Below are 18,090 nucleotides of genomic sequence, written 5' to 3' on the forward strand. Positions count from 1 at the left end.
GGCATGCCTATATGAACCGGGGACGTGTCGCGCGAGAGGCGGCCGACTGCGAACGGCGCCGCCCGTACCGCAGCCGCCCTCGCCTCAGGCTGCCCCGCATACGGGTCGATGTCAGTTCAGACAGCTACAGGGGGTAGTGGATACATGGCCAGTCCCAAGACCAGGACCACGATGGTCCGCGTCGCCGCGGCTGCCGTCTTCGCCGCGGGCGCCTCGCTCGCGGTCGTCGGCACGGCTTCGGCGTCGACCGAGGGGAGCAACCCGAAGGCCAACGAGAACGCGATCCTCGGCGTGGCCGAGGGTGCGAGCGAGACCGTCATCGGCCTGACCGAGGGCGGCGGCTCCGAGGGCACCGACGAGGGTGCCGACGAAGGCACCGACGAGGGCGCCGTCGAGGGCACCGACGAGGGTGCTGTCGAGGGCACCGACGAAGGCGCCGTCGAGGGCACGGACGAGGGTGCTGTCGAAGGTACCGACGAGGGCACCACCGAGGAGCCGGGCACCGACGAGGGCACCTCCGAGGAGCCGGGCACCGACGAAGGTACTTCCGAGGAGCCGGGCACGGACGAGGGTTCGTCCGAGGAGCCGGGCGACAACGAGGGCACTTCCGAGGAGCCGGGCACGGACGAGGGTTCGTCCGAGGAGCCGGGCACGGACGAGGGTTCGTCCGAGGAGCCGGGCGACAGCGAGGGCGGCGGCGTCCAGGGCGTCAACGAGGGCGGTACCGGCGGTCTCGAGACCGACAACCAGGGCGGCAGCAGCCCGATCGAGCAGCCCGCGCCGGACGAGGACCTCACCGAGCAGCAGACCACCGGTGGCGCAGAGGACGAGGACCGCGAGGAGCTGGCCCAGACCGGTTCCTCGTCGAACCAGACGCTCCTCTTCGTCGGTGCCGCGACGATGATCGCCGGCGGTGTGGCCTTCCGCTACCTGCCGCGCCTCATCAACAAGGGCGGTGGCGCGGCCGCCTGACGGCGACCGTGACGCGTACGCGGGCACGACCGCGTACGTCCAGCGCATGAAGAAGGGGGCCGGAGCGCGCACGCGCTCCGGCCCCCTTCCGCGCTTGCCGTGCCGGAGACGGTGACGGCTCCGGTGCGGACCGGCCGGCTCAGGCCGGCTTCGTCACCAGCAGGCAGACGGCCACCAGCGCCAGCAGCAGCGCCGCCAGCCCCGCGGGGCCGCCCAGCGCGGCCCAGGTGCCGCGCTCCTCCCGCAACCGCGCCCGTTCGGCACGGCAGACGGCGCAGCGGCCCTCGCTCACCCGCCCCGCGCAGTTCGCGCACACCAGCCACTCGGCGGTCATGCGATCGTCTCCTCTCGTCTCCCCCTCCCCTCCACTGTGCCAGCCCCGGGCGGCGACCGCAGGAACCGGGCGCACGAAGGACGGCGGACAACCGACACGCCACGGGACAAAGGGGGATGGGGCGGGACGCTGCCTGCGCGCGGGGCGCGGCTTCGCGTAAGGTCTGCCCAGCAAGGGGGAGCCCCTCGCATGTACCCCGAAACGACATGGTGCAACCGTGATCCGATTCGACAACGTGTCCAAGACGTATCCCCGGCAGAACGCGCCGGCGTTGCGAGACGTCTCCCTGGAGGTCGAGCGCGGCGAGTTCGTGTTCCTGGTGGGTTCCTCCGGCTCCGGCAAGTCCACGTTCCTGCGGCTCCTGCTGCGTGAGGAGCGGGCGACGACCGGGTCGGTCCATGTCCTCGGCAAGGACCTGGGACGGCTGTCCAACTGGAAGGTCCCGCACGTCCGGCGCCAGCTCGGCACCGTCTTCCAGGACTTCCGGCTGCTGCCCAACAAGACCGTCGGGGAGAACGTCGCGTTCGCCCTCGAGGTCATCGGCCGGCCGCGCGGGCAGATCCGCAAGACCGTGCCGGAGGTCCTCGACCTCGTGGGCCTCGGCGGCAAGGAGGAGCGCATGCCGGGCGAGTTGTCCGGTGGTGAGCAGCAACGCGTCGCGATCGCCCGCGCCTTCGTGAACCGGCCCATGCTCCTCATCGCGGACGAGCCCACCGGCAACCTGGACCCGCAGACCTCGGTGGGCATCATGAAGCTGCTCGACCGCATCAACAGGACCGGCACCACCGTGGTCATGGCCACCCACGACGCGCAGATCGTCGACCAGATGCGCAAGCGCGTGATCGAGCTGGAGAAGGGCCGCCTCGTCCGCGACCAGCATCGCGGCGTCTACGGTTACCAGCACTGAGTCCCCACGGAAAGGACGCCATGCGCGCCCACTTCGTCCTGTCGGAGATCGGCGTCGGTCTCCGCCGGAACCTCACCATGACCTTCGCGGTGATCGTCTCGGTCGCCCTGTCCCTGTCCCTGCTGGGCGGCGCGCTGCTCGCGAACCAGCAGGTCGACAGCATGAAGGACTACTGGTACGACAGGGTCGAGGTGTCGATATTCCTCTGCAGCGAGCTCGACGCCGACTCCGGCGGTGCCTGCGAGCGCGGCGCCGTCACCCAGGAGCAGAAGGACACGATCGAGGCCGAGCTGAACGAGTTCGACATCGTCGAGGAGGTCTACTACGAGTCGGCCGAGCAGGCCTATGAGCACTACCAGGAGCAGCAGGCCGACTCGCCGCTCGCCGCCGTCGTCACGCCGGACCAGATGCAGGAGTCGTTCCGCGTCAAGCTGCGCGACCCGACGAAGTACGACGTGATCTCGTCGGCGTTCGCGGCGCGGCCGGGCGTGTACGAGGTGACGGACCAGCGCTCCCAGCTCGAGAACCTCTTCAATCTCCTGAACGGCGTGAACTACGCGGCCCTCGGCCTCATGGCGCTCATGCTCGTCGTCGCGCTCCTGCTGATCGTCAACACCGTGCGCGTCTCGGCCTTCAGCCGGCGCCGCGAGACCGGGATCATGCGGCTGGTCGGCGCGTCCGGCCTGTACATCCAGATGCCGTTCATCCTGGAGGCGGCCATCGCGGGTGTGCTCGGGGCGCTGTTCGCCTGCGTGCTGATCGTGGGGGTGAAGTACTTCGCGATCAACAACTTCCTCGCGCAGGAGATCCCGCTCATCGAGTTCATCGGCTGGGACGCGGTCATAGGGGTGTTGCCGTACGTCCTCGTGGTCGGCGCGCTGATGCCGTCGGTGGCGGCGTTCTTCGCCCTGCGCAAGTACCTGAAGGTGTGACGGCGGTGCGCGGCCGGTCCCGGCCGCGCCCTCCCGTCGGCCCTCCGTACGCTCCCGTCCGGTGCCCTACACTCCGCACCATGTCACGACCGCGTCACGGCCGTCGCCGCCACTCCGTACGCCGCGGGGTGGCGCTGGCGTGTGTCTTCGCCGGTGTCCTGGCGACCGGCGCCGCCACCGGTTCCTGGCCGCAGGACGCGGCCGGCGGGGCGGAGCCCGCCGCCGACACGGCGGACGGCGTGCCGGGTGACGACGCGGCGCGCGTCGTCGGCCGCAGCGGTGACCCGTGGGCCACCGCCTACTCGGCCGAGGAGTACGAGCGGGTGCGCCACGCCCTCGCCGGCGAGTACGTCGGGACGGGGATAGCGGTCGTCCGCACGGCGGCCGGGCGCATCGAGGTCGGCGAGGTCCACGAGGACAGCCCGGCGGAGCGGGCCGGTGTCCGCGCCGGTGACACCATCCGGGCCGTGGACGGCGAGCGCGTCGACGGCTGGGCCGTCACCGACGCCGTCGCCCGGCTGCGCGGCAGCGACGAGGCGGGCCAGGCGGGACCCGGGTCCACCGTCGTCCTCGACCTGGAGCGGGACGGCCACCGCTGGCGTGCCGAGATCGCCAGGGCGCGGCTGGTCAGCGAGACGGTCACCGTCACGCGCGACGCGCCGGGCGTCACGCGCGTACGGGTCGCCTCGTTCACGCAGGGGGCGGCGCGGCTGCTGCGCGACGCGGTGGACGGCGCCCCGGACGGCGACCGCCTGATCCTCGACCTGCGGGGCAACGCGGGTGGGCTCCTGAGCGAGGCGGCGGGGGCGGCGTCCGTGTTCCTCGACGGCGGTCTCGTCGCCACCTACGACGTACGCGGCGAGCAGCACGCGCTGCACGCCGAGCCGGGCGGTGACACGGCCACCCCGCTCGTGGTGCTCGTGGACGGCGGCACGATGAGCTCCGCCGAACTGGTGACCGGCGCGCTCCAGGACCGCGGCCGTGCGGTCGTCGTCGGGACCCGGACGTTCGGCAAGGGCACGGTGCAGATGCCGAGCACCCAGCCGGACGGCTCGGTCGCGGAGCTGACCGTGGGGCACTACGCGACGCCGTCCGGGCGCGTGGTGGACGAGGGCGGTCTTGAGCCGGACCTCGCCGTGGAGCCCGGGGACGACCCGCTGGCGCGCGCGCTCACGGTCCTCGACGGGCTCGGCGCCGGCGGCTGACCGCGGGAGCCGGGCCTCCCGGCCGGTGACAAAGGGGCGGCGGGGGCGGAGGCGGCCGACGTAGACTGGGCGGGATCGGGCACAGAGGCGGGACATGGCGAAGGAAAAGGGCCGCAAGCTGATCGCGCAGCACAAGCGCGCGCGGCACGACTATCACATTCTGGATACGTACGAGTGCGGTCTGGTGCTGACCGGTACCGAGGTCAAGTCGCTGCGGCAGGGGCGTGCCTCGCTCGTGGACGGCTTCGCCCAGATCGACGGCGGCGAGGTGTGGCTGCACAACGTCCACATCCCCGAGTACGCCCAGGGCACCTGGACGAACCACAGCGCCCGCCGCAGGCGGAAGCTGCTCCTGCACCGCGCCGAGATCGACAAGCTGATCGGCAAGACGCAGGAGACGGGCGTCACCCTGGTGCCGCTGGCCCTGTACTTCGTGGACGGCCGGGCCAAGATCGAGATCGCCCTCGCGCGCGGCAAGCGCGAGTACGACAAGCGGCAGACGTTGCGGGAGAAGCAGGACCGCCGCGAGGCGGACCGCGCCATCTCCGCCGCCCGGCGGCGCCAGCGCGCCTGAGCCCCCGGTGTCGTACACTGGGGCCCGTCGGCGGGGACACCCCCGTCCGGGAACATCCGGGCCGCCCCGGGTGTTGTACCCGGTGACGGACGACGATTGACAACTGCAGAGCGCGTGCGCACAGAGGCTGCACCACCCCGGGGATGATCGGTTTCGACAGCGGATGTCGAAGCAGGGGAAGCGAGCCGAGGAAGCGGCAATGATCTCGTTAACCATGTGTCGCAAAAAAATAATCGCCAACACCAAGCGCGATTCCTTCGCCCTCGCTGCCTGAGCAGCGACGGTGAAGTGTCAGCCCGGGAGTGTTCCCGGCCCGGGTCCTGGCATCAGCGAGGGGACTCACCGCACGTTCCGGTCACGGGAGCGGCGCGGGACATCACACAGTGACTGAGCCCGTCGGAGACTTGTCCGCGTGATCTCCGGGGCCGAGAAAATCGCAGCGGACTGCGCTCGGAGAAGCCCTCCTTCCACTTCGTTGGACGCGGGTTCGATTCCCGCCATCTCCACTCTCTGTGCCATCGCGCCGCGCGCCGTCGCGATCGTCGTCGTTCACGAGCCCCGACCCGGGTCACCCGGGCCGGGGCTCGCGTGTCTCATCCCCCGGACAGGCGCGGTGGGTCATGGGCTCCCGGCGGCACGGGGGGTAGGGTCGCGCCATGGGTAACGACGCACCGGGGGCCGACGCCGAACGGCAGCCCGGCAGTTGGCGCACGTACCGGACAAAAGCCATAGCGGGCGCGGTCGTTGTGACGGTGCTCGCGGTGGTCGCGGTGCTGTTCCTGCGCGGGAGCGGATCGGACGACAGCGGCGGCGACGCCTCAGCGGAGGCCGAGAGGTTCCTCGACGCCTGGGCCGCCGGTGATCTCGACGCAGCGGCGCGCCTCACCGACGATCCGGAGTCCGCCGCGTCACTGCTGGAGTCGGTCCAGGACAACATGCGGCCCGAGTCCGTCGCGTTCGACCTGACCGGGGAGCCGGGTGACGCCGAGGGCGACGGGCTGCCGGCCGGCGCGGTCGGCGTGCCGTTCACCGCCACGTTCACGCTGCAGGGCATCGGCGAGTGGAGCTACGGCTCGACGGCCGTCCTCGTGCCCGACCCCGACGGCGGCCCGGACGGCGACGACGGCTGGACCGTCGCGTGGGGCTCCGACCTCGTCCACCCCGAACTGGCCGAAGGGCAGACCCTCGTGCTGTCCGTGGACGGCCCCGAGCGCGCTCCCGTGCTCGCCGCGGACGGCAGCCAGCTCGCCGGCCCGGCCACCGTCTGGGACATCAGCGTGTGGCCCGAGCGGCTCACCGACCCGGAGGCCGCCTGGGAGGCGCTGGAGGCGCTGGACGTCGGCATCGACACCGGCGCGCTCGCCGACCGGGTGGAGGCGGCCGAGCCGGACCAGGCCGTCGCCGTCGTCTCGCTGCGGGACGCCGCCTTCCGGGAGCACGAGGAGGAGCTGCGGGCCGTGCCCGGGCTCCAGTCCACCGAGACGACCCGGTCGCTCGCGCTGGCCGCGCGTCCGCTCGTCGGCTCGATCGACGACGCCGGAACCGGCGTCTCCGGCCTCCAGGAACGGTACGACGAGCAGCTCGCCGGCTCCCCGTCCGCCGCCGTCGTCATCGCCGACCGCGAGTCGGGCGACGCCGTGGACACCCTGTACACGCAGGAGGGCGGCGAGCCGGGGACGCCGGTGCGGACCACGATCGACCCGGCCGTGCAGCGGGCCGCCGAGGAGGCGCTCGGCGCGGTCGACCGGACGGGCGCGCTGGTCGCCGTCCAGCCCTCCACGGGCCATGTGCTGGCGGCGGCCGACTGGCCGCAGGACGACTTCAACCGGTCCTTCCTCGGGCAGCTCGCGCCGGGTTCCACGTTCAAGGTCATCACCTCGGCGGCGCTCCTGGAGGGCGGCACCGCGCCCGACGACGTGCTCGGCTGCCCGGAGGAGGTCGTCGTGAACGGCCAGCGGTTCGAGAACCAGGGCGGGTTCTCGCTGGGCGCCGACACCACGCTGCACGACGCGTTCACCGCCTCCTGCAACACCGCGTTCATCGGCAACCGCGACCTCATCGACCCCGGGACGCTGCCCGAGACGGCCCAGGCGTTCGGCATCGGCGGCGAGTGGAGCGTCGGCGCGGCCAGCTTCGACGGCGCCGTGCCCGCCCCCGAGAACGACAACGCGCTCGCCGCCGCCCTCATCGGACAGGGCCGCGTCCAGGCCAGCCCGCTCGTGATGGCGTCGGTCGCCGCCACCGTCGCCGAGGGGACCTTCCACCAGCCGGTGCTGGTGCCCGACGCCGTGACCGAGCCGTACGAGGCGCCCGCCGCCCTCGGCGACGAGACCGTCGCCGCCCTGCGCACGATGATGCGGGACACGGTCACGGAGGGCAGCGCGAGCGCGCTGCGCGACGTGCCGGGGGAGCCGGCCGCGAAGACCGGTACCGCCGAGTTCGACGCGGACGGGGACGGGGAGACGTCCACCAACGCCTGGATGATCGGCTACCTCGGCGAGGGCGACCTCGCGTTCGCCGTCGTCCTGGAGGACGGCGGGTCGGGCGGCTCGGACGCCGGGCCGGTCGCCGCCGCGTTCCTGAACGCCCTGTGACGCCGGCGCGTCAGTCCAGCCAGCCCCGCAGGACCGCAGCCGCGCCCGCCTGGAACCGGTTGCCGGCGTCCAGGCGGGCCATGAGCGCGGCGACCGTACGGCTCACGGAGCGTTGCGAGAGCCCGAGGAGCCGGGCGATCTCCTCGTTCGTACGGCCCTCGGCGAGCAGGTGGAGCACCTCGCGCTCCGTACCGGACGGACCGGAGACGCACGGTGTCTCCGCATGCTCGGCGACGTCCGTGCCGTCCGCCCAGCACTGGTCGAACACCCGGGAGACATAGGCGAGGATCGCCGGATCCCGGACGATCGCCACGCCCGCGCCGGTGTCCTCCTGGTCGATCGGCAGGACGGCGCACTCGCGGTCGTAGATCTGCATCCGGGCGGGCAGCGTGCTGCTCGAGCGCACCTCCGCCCCGGCGGACGCGATGCGCCGCATGTACTGGAGGGTCGCGCGGTGACGGCGCGCGGTGTGCTGGAACAGCGCCCTGATGCGCACCCCCCGCGCGAGCAGGTCGAGGTCGAGCGGGGTGGCGAACCGGATGCCGGCCTCACTCTGCCCGCCGCCCGGCACGAGCACGTCGAGCGTGCCGGCGCAGGTGCGCACCAGGTCGTCCACGACGGCGCGGATGTTGTCGATCCCGGCGACGTTCTCGATGCTGCTCCTGATCGACCGGAGGCTGCGGGCCTCCACGTAGTCGCCGGAGAGGGCGAGGAGCTGCTCGCGTGTCGCCGCCATGGCGATGCGCTTCTCCAGGATCTCCTGCTCGACCGGGGCGAGGAGGTGGTCGGCGGCCGACTCGGGGTCGATCGCGACCCAGCCGCCGCTGGGGGAGCGCTGGAGCAGGCCGAGCGCGAGCAGCCGCACCTCCGCGCGGGCCGCCTCCTCCGGCGTGAGCCCCGCGCGGGCCGCCAGCCGGGACAGGCCGTCCGTCGGGTTGGTGACACGCAGTTGGTAGACGCGGAGGATGTCGGCGTCCAGCTCCCGTTCGCCGTCCGCGCCCTCGCCGCTCGTCATCCCGCCGTCCACGGAGCCGCCGTTCAGGACAGCCAGCCGCTCTGCGCGGCCCGCACACCGGCCTGGAAGCGGCTCTCCGCCTCAAGGCGCTCCATCAGACGCGCGACGATGCGGCTCACCGAGCGCGGTGACATGCCCATCTGGTGCGCTATCGCCTCGTCCTTCTTGCCCGTCGCCATGAGGAGGAGCACCTCGCGCTCCACTCCCGTGGGTTCACGGCCGGCCTTCTGCCCGTCGTCGGCGAAGTCCAGCGCGCGGTCCCAGTAGTGCTCGAAGAGCTGCTTGAGGAACGTGAGCACCGCCGGGTCGCGCACGATCGCCACGCCCGCCCCCGTCTCCAGCGGATCGATGGGCAGGACGGCGCAGTTGTCGTAGATGAGCATCCGGGTCGGCAGGACGCTGGTGCTGCGGACCTGGCCGCCCGCGCCGGCCAGGGTGGCGGCGTAGACGGCGGTCGCGCGATGGCTCCTGGCCGCGTGCTGGAACAGGGAGCGCATCCTGATGCCGCGCGAGAGCAGTTCCATGTCGACGGCGACGGCCGCCCGCAGCGACGCGTCGGGCTGGGCGCCGCCCGGCACCAGCGAGTCGAGGGATTTGGCGCAGGTGCGGCCCAGATCCTCGATGACGGCGCGGATGTTGTCCAGGCCCTCGACAATCTCGATACTGCTCTTGACCGACCGCAGGCTGCGGGCCTCCAGGTAGTCGCCGGACAGGGCGTGGAGCCGGGCGCGGGTGGCCGCCATGGCGATCCTGCGCTCCATGATCTCCTGCTCCACCGGCGCGAGCAGCGCGTCGGCAGCGCTCTCGGGGCTGATGGCGACCCGGCCGCCACTGGGGGAGGGACGCAGCAGCCCCAGTGCGGAGAGCCGGGACTCGGCGTTGGCCACGTCCTCGGGCGTGAGGCCGGCGCGGGCCGCGATGCGCGCGATCGAATCCGTGGGATGGATCACACGGAGTCGGTAGACTCGGGCCGCCGTCGCGTCTATTTTGCCGGTTTCGCTCACGCTCTTCTTCCCCGAACGCCGTCGGCCAGCCCCATGGCGTCAACCTGACAGGCGAGATGATGCCACAGCGACTCTATCGACTTCGGTGTGAAAGCTCGTGAGAGTGATGGCGCCAGCATGCCACTCATGGTCGCCGATGTGGACACGGAAGAGGGAATCCCGTGAAGAAGTTCGTTCTCAGCCTCGCCGCCGCGTTCCTGATCGTCGGTGCGTCCTCCGGAATCGCCGCCGCCGACACGGTCGACTCCGCCGCGGACACGCTCGCCCCGGCCAGCAGCGTCTGGGCCTGACGGGCACGTCCCGGGCGCGGACTGCCCCGGAACGGCACGACGGACAAGGAGGCGGCACGATGACGCCCCAGGCACCCCTGGCGGTACTGCTCAGCCCCCGCCCCGCGGTCGTCGCGGCCGCGCGCCGCGCCGGCGCGCGCACCCTCGTGCTCGCCCCCGACCTGTCGGCCCCGGACATGCGGGAGTCCGCCGCGGCCGCCGACGCGTCACTCACCGTCGAATGGCGCGACCACCCGCGGCTGATGATGGCCGTCGGCCATCTCGCCGACCTGCCGGCCAGAGCCGCCGTCCTCGGCTTCGCCGAACGGTCGGCCCTGGCCGCGGCCCGCGCCAACGAGGCGCTCAGGTTCCCCGGCAACCCCCATGCCGCCGTCGCGTATCTGACGGACAAGGCCGCGCTGCGCGGGAAGGTCAACCAGCTCACCGGTGCCCCCGTCCGGTTCGAGCGGTGCGACCGCGCGGCGCATCTGGTCCCCGTCGCCGAACGCGTCGGCTTCCCCTGCGTGGCCAAGCCACGCACCGGTTCCGGCGGCCAGGACGTCCACCTGCTGCGCGACGCGGCGGACGCGGCGCTCCTGGCCGCCGAACTGGCTCCCGAACCCGCCCTGATCGTCGAGGAGTTCCTCGACGGACCGGAGTACAGCGCGGAGGCGCTCTCGGTGGCGGGCCGGCACACCGTCCTGGCGGTCACCAGGAAACACCCGCCGTCGCCCGACGGCACCCACGCCGGCGGCTACGACCTGCCCGCCGCGCTCGACCCGGCGGCGGAGGAGGACATCCACCGCCTCGTCACCGCCACGCTCACCGCGGCGGGCCAGCGCAGCGGCCTGTCGCAGACCGAGGTCGTCCGCACGGCGGACGGCCCGCGGCTGATCGAGTCCCACGCCCACCCCGGCGACCCGTGCGTCGCCGCGCTGGTGCGCGCCGCCACCGGCACGGACCTGTACGCCGTCGCGATCGCCGCCGCGCTCGGCCTGCCCGCGCCGCCACCGGCGCGGACGGACACCGCCGCGCGGGGCCGCTGCGCCGGCGTACGGTTCCCGCTGCTGCCGCCCGGCCTGCTGACGGCCGTGCACGGCGTGGCGGAGGCCCGCGCCCTGCCCGGGATCACGGAGGTCGAGATCACCGTGCCCGAGGGCAGCCATGTTCCGGAGACCACCAGCCGGGTCGCCGGACATGGGCGGGTCGCCGCCGTCGCCGACACCGCGTACGAGCTGGAGGCCCTGCTGCGCAAGGCCGTCGACACCCTCTCACCGGCCGTCGCGCCGCCGCCCGCGGCGCCCGGCCGGGCGGCTCACCCGTCCGCCCCCGGCAGCGGCCCGGACCCGGGACCCGCCGCCGTGAAGGAGGAGGAGCACACTGCAGCCTGACCTGTTCCCCGCGCTGGTCCCGCCAGGGACCCCGGCCCCACGGACAGATCTGCTCCTCCCCTTCCACGGTGTCCTCACGCGGCCGCCGGGACCGCCCGCCTACTGGGTCCTGGAACGCCGCGACGCCGCCGGCGCCGTCGAACAGCGCGGCATCGTCGGCGCGCTGAGCCTGCACGGCGTCGAGACCGGCCACGTCCTGCGCCACCAGCAGGTCGGCGAGCCGCAGGTGTCCATCCAGGCCCGCGTGCTGCGGGAACGCGGCGGCGGCATCGAACCGCTCCTGCTCGCCGCCCCCGACTTCGGCGCGTTCGAGCCCTGCGTCGAGCAGACGGTGCGCGGCCGCCCCGACCAGGAACTGGCCGCCCCGGACGGGGGCACGCAACTGCTGTGGGCCTGCGACCCGGGGTGGACGGCCGATCCGCCGGCCCTGCCGCCCGTCCTGCTCGCCGACGGACACCACCGCCTGGAGGCCGCCCGCCGCCTGTACCGCGCCCACCCCGGGGCGGTCGCCGACCGGCTGCCCGCGCTCGTCGTGGACCACCGGCGGTACCCCCTCCGGCTGTCCGCCACGCACCGCGTCGTACCCGGGCTCGACCTCGACCGCGCCCTGCCGGCCGCCACGCGCATCGCCCGGGTGGAGGAACGGCCGCCGGGCCGGGGAACGGCGCCGCGGGCCGGGACGTACCTGCTGACCGGGGGCGGCCGGGCGTTCACCCTCTCGGAGATCTCCCCGGCGGCGCTCGCCGGACGGCTGCGCGCCCTGCCGCCGGAATGGGTGGAACTGCCCGCGGCGATCAGCGACCACGTCATCCTGCCCGCGCTCTGCGAGGCCCAGGGCATCCGCCCGGACGTCCGCTACACGGCGGCCCTGCCCGGCCCGGGAGAGGTCGGTCTCGTCCTGCCGCCGCCCACGTGGGAGCAGATCTGGGCGGGCGCCGCGAGCGGCACCGGCATGCCGCCGAAGAGCACCTGCCTCGGCCCCGTCCCGCTGCCCGGCGGCTGGGGCGCCTAGGGTCTGTCCGGCGGGTCTTGGCGCGGCTCGCGGCGTCGGATGCGGTGCATCGCAAGGCGCCGGATCGCAGCTCATACCCGACCGTATTCGTGCGATACGGCAACGCAGCGAGGTGCCGTAGCCGGCGTCGCGAGACAGGCAAGACCCGCCGGACAGGCCCTAGGGTCCGGCCGGCCGCGGGGCTCACCGCGGCGGGCGCCGTCGCGTGAGCACAGGGTTGCGCCCGTGTCACGTCCGGCCATCCGCGGCGAAACGCGCCGCTCCTACGGTCGTGCACATGACCCCGCCCGCCCCCGTCCGGGCGGCGCGGACGACGAGTGAAGCGACCCGCCGGAGGCGCCCATGCCTGTCACACCGCAGACCGCACGCCGCAGGGGCGGGCGGTGGATCGATCAGTGGGACCCGGAGGACGAGGTCTTCTGGGCCACCACGGGCGAGCGCGTCGCGCGCCGCAACCTCCTGCTGTCCGTCGTCTCCGAGCACATCGGCTTCTCCATCTGGTCGCTGTGGTCGGTCCTCGTCCTGTTCATGGGGCCGGAGTACGGCGTGGACGCGGCCGGGAAGTTCTTCCTGGTCTCCATGGCCACCCTCGTGGGCGCGGTCGCGCGCGTGCCGTACACGTTCGCCGTCGCCCGCTTCGGCGGCCGGAACTGGACCGTGATCTCGGCGACGCTGCTGCTCGTGCCGACCGCCGCCGCCTGGGCCGTGATGGAGCCGGGCATGAGCTACCGCACGTTCCTGCTCGTCGCCGTCCTCACCGGCGTCGGCGGCGGCAACTTCGCCTCCTCGATGACCAACATCAACGCGTTCTTCCCGCTGCACCGCAAGGGCTGGGCGCTCGGCCTCAACGCGGGCGGCGGCAACATCGGCGTCCCCGTCGTCCAGCTCGTCGGCCTCCTCGTCATCGCCACGGCGGGCGACGGCAGCCCGCGCCTGCTGCTGGCCGTCTACACACCGCTGATCGTCGTCGCGGCCGTGCTCGCCTGGCGGTACATGGACAACCTCGCGCCCGTCACCAACGACACCGGCGCCGCGCTCGCCGCCGCGCGGGACGTGGACACCTGGATCATGTCCTTCCTGTACGTCGGGACGTTCGGCTCGTTCATCGGGTACAGCTTCGCGTTCGGCCTCGTGCTGCAGAACCAGTTCGACCGCACACCGCTCCAGGCGGCCACCGTCACATTCGTCGGACCGCTGCTCGGCTCGCTCGTACGGCCCGCCGGCGGCGCCTGGGCCGACCGGTTCGGCGGCGCGCGGATCACGCTGTGCACCTTCGGGGCATGGCCCTCGCCACCTGCGTCGTCATCCTCGCGTCGGCGCGGGAGTCGCTGCCGGTGTTCCTCGCGGGGTTCGTCGCCCTGTTCGTGCTCAGCGGCATCGGCAACGGGTCGGCGTTCAAGATGATCCCCGGCATCCACCACGCCAAGGCGCTCGCCCGCGGGATGACCGGCGAGGAGGCGGCCGCGTGGGGCCGCCGGCTCTCGGGGGCGGCGATGGGGCTGATCGGCGCCGTGGGCGCGCTCGGCGGCCTCGGCGTCAACCTGGCGTTCCGGCAGTCGTTCGGGAGCACGGGCGAGGGGGTCGGCGCGTTCGTGGCGTTCCTCGGGTTCTACGCCGCCTGCTCGGCCGTCACCTGGGCCGTATACCTGCGGCGCGGCGCACCGGCCGTCGTGCGGGCCGCGTCCGCGGCGCCGGCGGACAGCGGCGACGGGCGCCCGGCCGCGTACGCCGGGGTCTGAGCCGCGGGCCGTGTAACACTCGGGAAACCCGGCGGAACCCGTCCCGTCACGCTCCGTTGACAGGCTCGGCAGCGTTACGTACCGGCACACCCAGGCGGAGCCGCACCGCATGCACCAGCAGCAAGCCCCCCACCAGGCGCCCCCCGGCGCGAAGCCGCTCGCCGGCTTCACCGTCGGCGTCACCGCAGCCCGCCGCGCCGACGAGCTCGGCGCGCTCCTGCGCCGGCGCGGCGCCGAGGTCCAGCACGCGCCGGCGCTGCGCATCGTCCCCCTCGCCGACGACGACCACCTGCTGAGCGCCACCCGCGACCTGATCGCCCACGCCCCCGACACCGTCGTCGCCACCACAGCCATCGGGTTCCGCGGCTGGGTGGAGGCCGCCGACGGCTGGGGCGTGGGCGACGCCCTGCTGCGGACCCTCGGCGGCGCCGAGCTGCTCGCACGCGGCCCCAAGGTCCGCGGCGCCATCCGCGCCGCCGGCCTCACCGAGGAGTGGTCCCCGGCCTCCGAGTCCATGGCCGAGGTGCTGCAGCGCCTCCTCGACCAGGGCGTCGCCGGCCACCGCATCGCCCTCCAGCTGCACGGCGAACCGCTGCCCGGGTTCATCGAGACCCTCCGCGCCGCCGGCGCCGAGGTCGTCGCGGTGCCCGTGTACCGGTGGATGCCGCCCGAGGACATCGGCCCCGTCGACCGCCTGATCGACGCCACCCTCGCCCGCGCCGTCGACGCCGTCACGTTCACCAGCGCGCCGGCCGCCGCGTCCCTGCTGCGCCGCGCCGAGGAGCGCGGCGTCGGGGACGGCCTCGTCGACGCCCTGCGCCGCGACGTCCTCCCCGCCTGCGTCGGCCCGGTCACCGCCCTGCCCCTCCAGGACCGCGACATCCCCACCCAGCAGCCCGAACGCTTCCGGCTCGGCCCTCTCGTCCAGCTCCTGTGCGCCGAGCTGCCCGCCCGCGCCCGCTCGCTGCCGGTCGCCGGGCACCGGGTCCAGATCCGCGGCCACGCCGTCGTCCTCGACGACGAGCTCCGCCCCGTTCCCCCCGCCGGGATCGCCCTGCTCCGCGCGCTGGCACGCCGCCCCGGCTGGGTCGTCTCCCGCGCCGACCTGCTGCGCGCCCTGCCCGGCGCGGGCCGCGACGAGCACGCCGTCGAGACCGCCATGGCACGCCTGCGCACCGCCCTCGGCGTGCCCACGCTCATCCAGACGGTCGTCAAGCGCGGATACCGCCTCGCCCTCGACCCGGTGCCCGAGGGGCAGAAGTACGGCGCGTGACGCGGGCACGCGCCCTGCGCCCGCGCCGCCGTGCACTACGGTGGGGCGCTGCGCGCGACAGCAGAAGGGGACCGGCGGGGCATGGACGTGCGGGAACGCGAGATCGGTGACGAGCAACGGCACCTCGACACCGTCTACCGGCGGCTGGCCGAGAAGATCACCGAGGCCGAGCACCTCATGGCGGACGCCGCCCGCCTCGTGCAGGTCGGCACCCCCGGTGCGCTCGCGGAGCGCGACGCCCAGGTCTTCCGGGCCGGCCGGCACCTGGCGCGGCTGAACAACGAGTTCGAGGACTTCCTCTTCGGCCGCATCGACCTGCTGGCCGGCAAGGACGGCGAACGCGGCCCCGACGGCGCCCAGACCTCCGTCGAGCCCGCCGACGACGCGGTCCGCACCCTGCCGGACGGGCAGGCCGTCGCCGAGATCGCCGAGACCCTCCACATCGGCCGCCTCGGCATCCTGGACGCCGACTACGCCCCGCTCGTCATCGACTGGCGCGCCCCGGCCGCCGCCCCGTTCTACCGCGCCACACCGGTCAGGCCGGGCCGCGTCGTCCGCCGCCGCGTCATCCGCAGCAGGGGCCGCCGCGTCCTCGGTGTGGAGGACGACCTGCTGCGCCCCCGGCTGCGCGCGCTCCTGGACGGCGCGGAGCTGCCGGTCGTCGGCGACGGGGCGCTGATGGCCGCGCTCGGCCGCGCCCGGGGCAGCCGCATGCACGACATCGTGGCCTCCATCCAGGCCGAGCAGGACGAGGTGATCCGCGCCCCCGCCGGGTCCGTCACCGAGGTCACCGGCGGCCCCGGCACGGGGAAGACCGCCGTCGCGCTCCACCGGGCCGCGTACCTCCTGTACCAGGACCGCAGGCGGTACGCGGGCGGCATCCTCGTCGTGAGCCCCACGCCGCTGCTCGTTGCCTACACCGAGGGCGTCCTCCCCGCCCTCGGCGAGGAGGGGCAGGTCGCGATCCGCGCGCTCGGCTCCCTCGTCGACGCGTACGAGGCCGACGCGTACGACTCCCCGGCCGTCGCCCGGACCAAGGGCTCGGCCGCCATGGCGCGCGTCCTCGCGAGGGCCGCGCGCGGCGCGCTGGAGCGGGCGGGGGCGCCGGAGCGGCTGCGCGTCGTGGCGTTCGGCCGCCGTGTCGAACTGGACCGCGACGACCTGGCCCGCGTCCGGCAGCAGGTCCTCGGCGGCACCGCCCCCGTCAACCTGCTGCGCCCCCGCGCCCGCCGCCTGCTGATCGACGCGCTGTGGCGTGCCTGTGGCGCCGCGCGGCGCTACCCGGACGGCGAGCTGGCCGCCGAGGCGCGCGACGCGTTCGCCGAGGACATCGGGACCGAGGACGCCTTCACCGGCTTCCTCGACGCCTGGTGGCCCGAGCTGACGCCGCTGGACGTCCTGCGGGCCATGGCCGACGAGCAGCGCCTCGCCCGCTGGGCGCGCCGCATCCTGCGCCCGCGCGAGATCCGGGCGCTCGCCCGCTCCCTGCGCCGCGTCACCCCGGAGGGCGCCGGGCTGTCGGCCCACGACATCGCCCTCCTCGACGAGCTGCGCACCCTCCTGGGCGCTCCCGCGCGCCCGGCCGCGCCCCGCGAGGCCGACCCGCTCGACCAGCTCACCGGGCTCGACGAACTCACCACGTACGCCGACCGCGCCGCGTCGCGCCGTGAGCGCGACGCCGACCGCGAGCCGGGCGAACGCACCGACTACGCCCACGTGATCGTGGACGAGGCGCAGGACCTGACGCCCATGCAGTGGCGGATGGTGGGCCGCCGGGGACGGCACGCCACCTGGACCGTCGTCGGCGACCCGGCGCAGAGTTCGTGGCCCGCGCCCGAGGAGGCCGCAGCGGAACGGACCGCCGCCCTGGGCCGCCGCCCGGCACGCCGGTTCGAACTCACCGTCAACTACCGCAACCCCGCCGAGATCGCCCGGGTCGCCGCCGGTGTCCTGGCCCGCGCCATGCCGGGCGGCACGCCGCCGACGGCGGTGCGGTCCACCGGTGTCGCGCCGCGCTTCGCCGTCCTGCCGGCGGACGCCGACGGCGGTCTGCCGGCCGCCGTGCGGGCCGAGGCGGACCGCCTGCTCGGCGAGGTCGACGGCACGGTCGGCGTCGTCGTCGCGATGCGGCGGCGCGACGAGGCCCGGGCCTGGACGGCCGGCACGGGGGCGGGGGAGCGGCTCGTCGTGCTGGGCAGCCTGGAGGCCAAGGGGCTCGAGTACGACGCGACGCTGGTCGTGGCGCCGGCGGAGATCGCCGCCGAGTCCCCGGCGGGCCTGCGCGTGCTCTACGTGGCGCTCACACGGGCCACGCAGCGCCTGACGGTCCTCGCGACCCCGGGCGACGAGCCGGACGCCGACGGGGTGCCCGCGCTGCTCACGGCGCCGCCCGACGTACCGGCGGCCGACCGGTAGCGGGGAAGGGGTGACGCCCGGCTCCCTGGACGTCTGTGCCCATCGGATCGCACGCGCGTTCCGCCGGCGGGCGCGCTCCGGAACGGACGGCGACGCGCCGTGACGGACAGGCCCCGGCAGGGCGCTGACCTGCGCCCGGCGGCCGGTTGACCCGTGCGCTCAGTGAGGTAGCCTGGAATTGGCGCCGGCCCGATTCCATGCCCCCGGGCCCAACCATAGTCGCTGCGAGCGACCCCTTGCCGCGAGGCGAGCTGGCGGGCCGGCGTCCTCGACTTCCCTCTTCCGCGCCCCGGTCGGGCGCCTCCCGCATGTCCCGCCGCGCCGCGCGCGCGGCGCGGGCCTTCCGGACGTTTCGCCGCACACCGGTCCGTGCCCGATGCCCTGGCTTTCACCGCCCCCCGCCTCTCTCGTATGGTGACAAGGTTTTCGGGGGGCGTTTTCTGGAAAGTGAAGG

General features: G+C 74.2%; 14 protein-coding genes, 1 other RNA gene and 1 pseudogene. 13 read left to right on the top strand and 3 right to left on the bottom strand.

The features are described 5' to 3' along the window. Positions 1 to 144: 144 nt before the first annotated feature. Entirely contained in the window at positions 145 to 972 is an 828-nt protein-coding gene (locus EMA09_RS19665) for an LPXTG cell wall anchor domain-containing protein (RefSeq protein ID WP_129842319.1), read from the top strand. Positions 973 to 1,111: 139 nt separating this feature from the next. Here EMA09_RS19665 and EMA09_RS19670 read toward each other — a convergent pair whose 3' ends face one another. Then, on the bottom strand, positions 1,112 to 1,306 hold the full coding sequence (locus EMA09_RS19670) for a hypothetical protein (RefSeq protein ID WP_129842320.1): 195 nt from the start codon (positions 1,304 to 1,306) through the stop codon (positions 1,112 to 1,114). Positions 1,307 to 1,523: 217 nt separating this feature from the next. Here EMA09_RS19670 and ftsE point away from each other — a divergent pair, with 217 nt between their 5' ends. The 6 genes from ftsE to EMA09_RS19700 all read left to right on the top strand — a co-directional run bounded on the left by ftsE (position 1,524) and on the right by EMA09_RS19700 (position 7,518). Continuing rightward, positions 1,524 to 2,213 (top strand): cell division ATP-binding protein FtsE, encoded by a 690-nt coding sequence (gene ftsE / locus EMA09_RS19675; RefSeq protein WP_129842321.1) that lies wholly within the window; start codon positions 1,524 to 1,526, stop codon positions 2,211 to 2,213. Between the two features lie 20 nt (positions 2,214 to 2,233). Further along, entirely contained in the window at positions 2,234 to 3,145 is a 912-nt protein-coding gene (gene ftsX / locus EMA09_RS19680) for a permease-like cell division protein FtsX (RefSeq protein WP_129842322.1), read from the top strand. An 80-nt stretch (positions 3,146 to 3,225) separates the two neighbouring features. Beyond that, a complete protein-coding gene (locus EMA09_RS19685) occupies positions 3,226 to 4,350 on the top strand; it encodes a S41 family peptidase (RefSeq protein WP_129842323.1) in 1,125 nt (374 codons plus the stop codon). Between the two features lie 94 nt (positions 4,351 to 4,444). Further along, positions 4,445 to 4,924 (top strand): SsrA-binding protein SmpB, encoded by a 480-nt coding sequence (gene smpB, locus EMA09_RS19690; protein ID WP_129842324.1) that lies wholly within the window; start codon positions 4,445 to 4,447, stop codon positions 4,922 to 4,924. Between the two features lie 139 nt (positions 4,925 to 5,063). Then, positions 5,064 to 5,433: a transfer-messenger RNA gene (gene ssrA, locus EMA09_RS19695) on the top strand. A gap of 147 nt (positions 5,434 to 5,580) precedes the next feature. Further along, positions 5,581 to 7,518 carry a penicillin-binding transpeptidase domain-containing protein gene (locus EMA09_RS19700; RefSeq protein ID WP_129842325.1) on the top strand — a complete coding sequence of 646 codons (1,938 nt, stop codon included), beginning with the start codon at positions 5,581 to 5,583 and terminating at the stop codon, positions 7,516 to 7,518. A 10-nt stretch (positions 7,519 to 7,528) separates the two neighbouring features. Here the strand turns inward: EMA09_RS19700 and EMA09_RS19705 are convergent, their stop codons facing one another. Together EMA09_RS19705 and EMA09_RS19710 are read right to left on the bottom strand one after the other, a co-directional pair. After that, entirely contained in the window at positions 7,529 to 8,533 is a 1,005-nt protein-coding gene (locus tag EMA09_RS19705; protein WP_129842326.1) for a helix-turn-helix transcriptional regulator, read from the bottom strand. Positions 8,534 to 8,556: 23 nt separating this feature from the next. Continuing rightward, positions 8,557 to 9,483 carry a helix-turn-helix transcriptional regulator gene (locus EMA09_RS19710; protein ID WP_129842327.1) on the bottom strand — a complete coding sequence of 309 codons (927 nt, stop codon included), beginning with the start codon at positions 9,481 to 9,483 and terminating at the stop codon, positions 8,557 to 8,559. A 215-nt stretch (positions 9,484 to 9,698) separates the two neighbouring features. On the opposite strand from EMA09_RS19710, the gene EMA09_RS29305 reads away from it, so the two are divergent. The 6 genes and pseudogenes from EMA09_RS29305 to EMA09_RS19735 all read left to right on the top strand — a co-directional run bounded on the left by EMA09_RS29305 (position 9,699) and on the right by EMA09_RS19735 (position 17,636). Continuing rightward, the gene (locus EMA09_RS29305; protein ID WP_276324195.1) at positions 9,699 to 9,827 is read left to right on the top strand and encodes a hypothetical protein; all 129 of its coding nucleotides are present in this window, start codon (positions 9,699 to 9,701) and stop codon (positions 9,825 to 9,827) included. A gap of 59 nt (positions 9,828 to 9,886) precedes the next feature. Then, positions 9,887 to 11,197: an ATP-grasp domain-containing protein gene (locus EMA09_RS19715; RefSeq protein WP_129842328.1), complete on the top strand. Its 1,311-nt coding sequence runs from the start codon at positions 9,887 to 9,889 to the stop codon at positions 11,195 to 11,197. A gap of 49 nt (positions 11,198 to 11,246) precedes the next feature. After that, positions 11,247 to 12,209 (top strand): DUF1015 family protein, encoded by a 963-nt coding sequence (locus EMA09_RS19720; RefSeq protein WP_276324217.1) that lies wholly within the window; start codon positions 11,247 to 11,249, stop codon positions 12,207 to 12,209. A 342-nt stretch (positions 12,210 to 12,551) separates the two neighbouring features. Further along, positions 12,552 to 13,948 (top strand): annotated as a pseudogene (locus EMA09_RS19725) (nitrate/nitrite transporter). A gap of 109 nt (positions 13,949 to 14,057) precedes the next feature. Further along, positions 14,058 to 15,221: a uroporphyrinogen-III synthase gene (locus tag EMA09_RS19730; protein ID WP_129842330.1), complete on the top strand. Its 1,164-nt coding sequence runs from the start codon at positions 14,058 to 14,060 to the stop codon at positions 15,219 to 15,221. Between the two features lie 81 nt (positions 15,222 to 15,302). After that, positions 15,303 to 17,636 carry a UvrD-helicase domain-containing protein gene (locus EMA09_RS19735; RefSeq protein ID WP_129842331.1) on the top strand — a complete coding sequence of 778 codons (2,334 nt, stop codon included), beginning with the start codon at positions 15,303 to 15,305 and terminating at the stop codon, positions 17,634 to 17,636. Positions 17,637 to 18,090 lie beyond the last annotated feature (454 nt).

It is taken from the genome of Streptomyces sp. RFCAC02 (assembly GCF_004193175.1).
In the GTDB taxonomy this organism is placed as follows: Bacteria; Actinomycetota; Actinomycetes; order Streptomycetales; family Streptomycetaceae; genus Streptomyces.

Bases quoted from the DNA above. Each gene is read 5' to 3' on its own strand.
- EMA09_RS19665 (WP_129842319.1), top strand. From the start codon at position 145: ATGGCCAGTCCCAAGACCAGGACCACGATGGTCCGCGTCGCCGCGGCT.
- EMA09_RS19730 (WP_129842330.1), top strand. From the start codon at position 14,058: ATGCACCAGCAGCAAGCCCCCCACCAGGCGCCCCCCGGCGCGAAGCCG.
- smpB (WP_129842324.1), top strand. From the start codon at position 4,445: ATGGCGAAGGAAAAGGGCCGCAAGCTGATCGCGCAGCACAAGCGCGCG.
- ftsX (WP_129842322.1), top strand. From the start codon at position 2,234: ATGCGCGCCCACTTCGTCCTGTCGGAGATCGGCGTCGGTCTCCGCCGG.
- EMA09_RS19685 (WP_129842323.1), top strand. From the start codon at position 3,226: ATGTCACGACCGCGTCACGGCCGTCGCCGCCACTCCGTACGCCGCGGG.
- EMA09_RS19670 (WP_129842320.1), bottom strand. From the start codon at position 1,306: ATGACCGCCGAGTGGCTGGTGTGCGCGAACTGCGCGGGGCGGGTGAGC.
- EMA09_RS19705 (WP_129842326.1), bottom strand. From the start codon at position 8,533: ATGACGAGCGGCGAGGGCGCGGACGGCGAACGGGAGCTGGACGCCGAC.
- EMA09_RS19735 (WP_129842331.1), top strand. From the start codon at position 15,303: ATGGACGTGCGGGAACGCGAGATCGGTGACGAGCAACGGCACCTCGAC.
- EMA09_RS19700 (WP_129842325.1), top strand. From the start codon at position 5,581: ATGGGTAACGACGCACCGGGGGCCGACGCCGAACGGCAGCCCGGCAGT.
- EMA09_RS19715 (WP_129842328.1), top strand. From the start codon at position 9,887: ATGACGCCCCAGGCACCCCTGGCGGTACTGCTCAGCCCCCGCCCCGCG.